A 3,676-nucleotide genomic window follows, 5' to 3' on the forward strand; every position below is an offset into this window, starting at 1 on the left:
GCGAAGCTGGGACCGCCGCATGGGACCGGCGGTTCAGTGAGGCTCGACGAAGGAGGGGCGAAGCTGGGACCGCCGCATGGGACCGGCGGGCGGGTGGAAGTCGGGGCCCTCGCAACGGCGTGGTGGAGGTCCTAGGCCCATGATCAGGTGGGCTGCCACGGCCGGGGCCGCAGTACTGGCCGTTGCTCTGACCGCGTGCGTTCCGGTGGCGAACCCGCGGGAGCTGTCCGAAACCCCGCCGAACGAGGTGTCGGGCGTCGACATCCCGGCCGGGCGGGTCGACGCCGCGGTGGGCCGGCTCGACGGCCTGGCGCGCGACCTGCTGGACAGCACCGGAATCCCCGGCCTGGCCGTCGCGGTCGTGCACGGCGGGAAGACCGTGTACGCGCGGGGATTCGGCGTCCGCGACACCGGCAGGCCGGGTCCGGACAATACGGTGAACGCCGACACGGTGTTCCAGCTGGCGTCGCTGTCCAAACCGGTCGGTGCCACCGTGGTGGCGCAGCAGGTCGGTGCGGGGGTCATCGCCTGGGACACACCCGTGGTGACGCAGCTGCCGTGGTTTGAGCTGTCGGACCCCTACGTCACCGAACACGTCACCATCGCCGATCTGTATGCGCACCGGTCAGGCTTGCCCGACCATGCCGGCGATGGGCTCGAAGACCTCGGGTACGGCCGCCGGGAGGTGCTGGAGCGGCTCAAATATCTTCCGCTGGCCCCGTTCCGCAGCAGCTACGCCTACACCAACTTCGGGCTGACGGCCGCCGCGGAGGCGGTGGCCGCGGCCGCCGGCGTCGGGTGGGAGCAGCTGTCGGCCGACGTGCTCTACCGGCCGCTGGGTATGGCGTCGACCAGCTCCCGCTACGCCGACTTTCACGCACGGCCCAACCGCGTGGTCAACCACACCAAGGTCGGCAACGGCTACCAGCCCCGGGATCAACGCAACCCGGATGCCCAGTCCCCGGCCGGCGGGGTCAGTTCGTCGGTGAACGACATGGCGCGTTGGCTGGCCATGGTGCTGGCCGGCGGAAGCCATGACGGCCGCCAGATCATCGAATCCCAGGCGCTGCTGCCGGCCATCACCGCGCAGATCGTCAGTGCCCCCGCCGGAGTCGGTACCGCCCGGCCCGGCTTCTACGGCGAGGGCTTCAACGTGTCGATCACCTCATCGGGGCGTACCCAGTACGGCCACTCGGGTGCATTCCTGCTGGGAGCGGCGACCGCGTTCGCGGCACTGCCGTCTCAGGACGTCGGCATCGTCGTGCTGACCAACGCCACCCCGATCGGCGTCCCGGAGACCCTGATCGCCCAATTCCTGGACCTGGTCCAGTACGGCGAGATCCGCTCGGACTGGGCAGCGCTGTACCGCCAGGCGATGGCGCCGATGTTGCAGCCCGAAGGCGCGCTGGTCGGGGCGCAACCGCCGGCGAATCCGGCGCCCGCCCGCCCGTTGTCCGAGTACCTCGGCACGTACGCCAACCCCTACTGGGGGCCGGCAACCGTGCGCGAGGACCAGGGGGCACTCGAGGTCGTGCTGGGTCCGCAACGCCAGCGTTTCCGGCTGGCCCACTACGACGGTGACACCTTCACGTTCGCCGTGCAGGGCGAAAACGCGCCCGAGGGAACCATTTCCAAGGCCGAGTTCACCAAAGACACCCTTGATCTGGAATTCTTCGATCACGACGAGCTGGGAAGGTTCACCCGTTGACCACCGCGCGAACAGCCCAAGGCCTGACCGACGCTGAAGTCGCCCAACGCGTGGCGCAGGGGCAGACCAACGACATTCCGGCGCGGGCCGCGCGCAGCGTCCGCGAGATCATTCGCGCCAATGTTTTCACCCGGATCAACGCCATCCTGGGTGTGCTGCTGGCCATCGTGCTCACCACGGGCTCGCTGATCAACGGGCTGTTCGGGCTGCTGATCTTCTTCAACAGTGTCATCGGCATGGTGCAGGAGATCCGGGCCAAACAGACCCTGGACAAGCTGGCCATCGTCGGTCAGGCGAAGCCGGTGGTGCGCAGGCAGTCTGGGACGCAGCAGCTTCCGCCCGCGCAGGTGGTGCTCGACGACATCATCGAGTTGGGGCCGGGGGATCAGATCGTCGTCGACGGCGAGATCGTCGAATCGGCAGACCTGGAGGTCGACGAGTCCCTGCTCACCGGCGAGAACGAGCCGATCGGCAAAGACAGCGGCGAACAGGTGCTCTCGGGCAGCTTCGTGGTGTCCGGCAGTGCCGCCTACCGGGCCACCCGGGTGGGCCGGGAAGCCTATGCGGCCAGGTTGGCAGAGGAGGCCAGCAAGTTCACGCTGGTGCGATCGGAGCTTCGCAGCGGCATCGATCAGATCCTGAAATTCATCACCTACCTGCTGATCCCGGCCGGCCTGCTGATCATCTACACGCAGTTGTTCACCACCGACGTGGGCTGGCGGGCGTCGGTGCTGGCGATGGTGGGCGCCCTGGTGCCGATGGTCCCCGAGGGCCTGGTGCTGATGACGTCGCTGGCGTTCGCGGTGGGTGTGGTGCGATTGGGGCAACGCCAGTGCCTGGTGCAGGAACTGCCCGCCATCGAAGGGCTGGCCCGCGTCGATGTGGTCTGCGCCGACAAGACCGGTACCCTGACCGAGAACGGTATGCGGGTCGCCGAGGTTGTCGAACTTCCTGGCGCCGAAGGCCTTCCGGTGCGCCAGGCGCTGGCCGCGCTGGCCGCCGCGGACTCGTACCCCAACGCCAGCATCCAGGCGATCGGTGGCGCGTTCCCCGCATCGCCGGGTTGGAGGCAGAGCGCATGCGCGCCCTTCAAGTCGGCGACGAAGTGGAGCGGCGTCTCCTTCCACGAGCACGGGAACTGGGTGATCGGGGCTCCGGACGTGCTGCTCGAACCTTCGTCGGCGGCGGCCGAACAAGCCGAACAAATCGGGGCGCGGGGCCTTCGGGTGCTGCTGGTGGGAACCTGCGACCAGTCGGTCGACCACCCCGACGCGCCCGGGAGCGTGACCCCGGTGGCGTTGGTGGTGCTCGAGCAGAAGCTCCGCCCCGACGCCCGGGATACCTTGGATTACTTTGCCGCGCAGGAAGTGTCGGTGAAGGTTATCTCCGGGGACAACGCGATGTCGGTGGGCGCGGTGGCTGCGGAGCTGGGGTTGCCCGCAGATGCCGTGGATGCCCGCAAACTGCCCACCGAACCCGACCGGCTGGCCAGCGCCCTGGAGGAACACACCGTGTTCGGCCGGGTGCGCCCCGACCAGAAGCGGGCCATGGTGCACGCGCTGCAGTTGCGTGACCACACGGTGGCGATGACCGGTGACGGGGTCAACGACGTGCTGGCACTCAAGGACGCCGACATCGGCGTCGCGATGGGCGCCGGGAGTTCGGCGGCCCGCGCGGTGGCCCAGATCGTGTTGCTGGACAACAAGTTCGCCACCTTGCCCTACGTGGTGGGCGAGGGGCGCCGGGTGATCGGCAACATCGAGCGGGTGGCCAACCTGTTCTTGACCAAAACGGTGTATTCGGTGCTGCTGGCACTGCTGGTGGGGCTGGTCGGTCTGGCATCGGCCCTGTTCGGCACCAAGCCGTTGCTCTCCCCCTTCCAGCCGATCCACGTCACCGTCGCGGCGTGGTTCACCATCGGGATCCCGGCGTTCATCCTGTCGCTGGCGCCCAACAACGAGCGGGCCC

At 68.6% G+C, this 3,676-nt stretch carries 2 protein-coding genes; both read left to right on the top strand.

Annotated features, from left to right (window positions below; all coding sequences use genetic code 11):
* Nucleotides 1-139 precede the first annotated feature (139 nt).
* On the top strand, nucleotides 140-1,708 hold the full coding sequence (locus tag LI92_RS20400) for a serine hydrolase (RefSeq protein WP_046322117.1): 1,569 nt from the start codon (nucleotides 140-142) through the stop codon (nucleotides 1,706-1,708).
* A partial coding sequence (locus LI92_RS20405; protein WP_046322118.1) for an HAD-IC family P-type ATPase occupies nucleotides 1,705-3,676 on the top strand: 1,972 nt, incomplete at its 3' end. The genes LI92_RS20400 and LI92_RS20405, both read left to right, overlap by 4 nt.

The organism is Mycobacterium sp. UM_Kg1 (genome assembly GCF_000972925.1).
Lineage (GTDB): Bacteria > Actinomycetota > Actinomycetes > Mycobacteriales > Mycobacteriaceae > Mycobacterium > Mycobacterium hiberniae.